Source organism: Oleiphilus sp. HI0117, assembly GCF_001635235.1.
The window spans coordinates 1-1,759 of the sequence record NZ_LWGA01000779.1; the positions used below are offsets into that span (position 1 = coordinate 1).

Genomic DNA, 1,759 nt, shown 5'->3' on the forward strand with positions numbered 1-1,759 from the left:
TAGATATCGAAAGATCGGTCTCCTCGTGCAGTTTGCTCTATAACCATTGGCACGAGACCACTATTAGTAATAATGCCTGAGCCTTGTCCCATATTGTCTTGGAAATTCATACGTATCTTTCTTCCTCTGCTTGGCCTGCTACAAGTATTGATGTGTCGACCTAGGTATCTTTTTTTGATATCTACGACAAGTCATATTGAATATGCAGTCTTTATTTTTCGTCGCTTTAAATTAAAAACAGCCAGTATTTAACTGGCTGTTTAAAGTGTAGCTGAAAAAAATTAGAGATTCAGATTTTCATCCGAATATTTCTTTTTTTTAAGCTTCTTATTGCTGAGCTGCTGCTGGCTTAACCGCATCTTCGTAGGACATCTTAACTTTTTTGCCCTTCGCTTTTGACTTAACTAACTCAACTACTGCGTCTTCTACAATAACTGCTTCAACCTGCGCGCGGTTTTCCTTTTGGTTATAGAACTCTACAACCTCAGCTGGCGTTTCATAAGTACCGGCAATTTCCTGGATCTTGGCATCAACTGCTTCAGCATCTGGCGTAATTTCGTTTTCCTTAACCACTGCCGCAAACAACAAACCAGTTTTAACACGCTGAGTCGCTTGATCTTTAAATAGCTCAGAAGGCAACTGAGAAACGTCTAACTGCTGACCACCACCAAACTGCTGCAAGGCCTCTTGCTTCATTCGGTTAATTTCTTCTTCAACCATAGACGCTGGAACGTCGATATCGTTTGCTTCAGACATGCCTTCAACAACTTGCTGCTTCAGCTTATTGCTTACTGCATTTTCAAGCTCACGTTCCATATTCTTAATTACTTCTGCTCTGAAGTCTTCTTCAGTTTTGCAGTCTACGCCGTATTTACCGAAGAACTCTTCATCCATTTCAGGAAGCACAGTATCTTCAACAACTTTAACGTCTACCTCAAACTTAACATCTTTACCTGCCAACTCTTCGTTCGCATAGTCTTCAGGGAAAGTCAGCTCTAAAGTCACTGACTCACCAGCTTTTGAACCGATCAGACCGTCTTCAAAGCCAGCAATCATTTGACCGGCACCCAAAGTGATCTTCTGGTCTTTACCTGTGCCGCCCTGGAACGCTTCACCATCCATATAACCAACGTAATCAAGCGTCAACAAGTCTTTCTTCTTAGACTTACGCTTTACTGACTTAAGTGTGCCATGCTGACGACGAAGCGTATCAATCATGTTCTTGATATCTTTTTCTTTAATTTCAGCAACTGGCGTTTCTAACTTAAGCCCAGACAAGTCAGCCAATTCGATTTCTGGATACACTTCAAAAATCGCAATAAACTCTAGATCCTTACCTTCTTCAACTGTCTTAGGCTCAAAACGAGGATAACCAACCGGGTTAACTTTCTCTTGAGTCAACGCTTGAACGTAAGAGTTACGCATTACTTCGCCAATCACTTCTTGACGTACGCCTTGTCCATAACGCTTTTTAACAACCTTAACTGGCACCTTTCCTGGTCTAAAACCGTTGATACGTGCTGTTTTAGCCGTCTTCTGAAGGCGCTCCTCGACTTCTCGCTCGATCTGATCAGCAGGTACACCAATCGTCATTCGGCGCTCTATGGAAGACGTGGATTCAACAGAAACTTGCATGGACATTCCTCAATTATATATAACGTGTTTGCTCGAAGACCTAACACCACTACCAATCTGCGTACGCGCGCTTAAAGCACCTATATACATGATTGAAAGACAGTCTAGTGATCGAATCGATCTA

General features: G+C 42.1%; 1 protein-coding gene. It reads right to left on the bottom strand.

Features of this window, described 5'->3' with window-relative positions; translation table 11 throughout:
- Positions 1-327: 327 nt before the first annotated feature.
- Positions 328-1,635 (bottom strand): trigger factor, encoded by a 1,308-nt coding sequence (tig, locus tag A3757_RS12640; RefSeq protein ID WP_068506898.1) that lies wholly within the window; start codon positions 1,633-1,635, stop codon positions 328-330.
- Between the last annotated feature and the right edge of the window lie 124 nt (positions 1,636-1,759).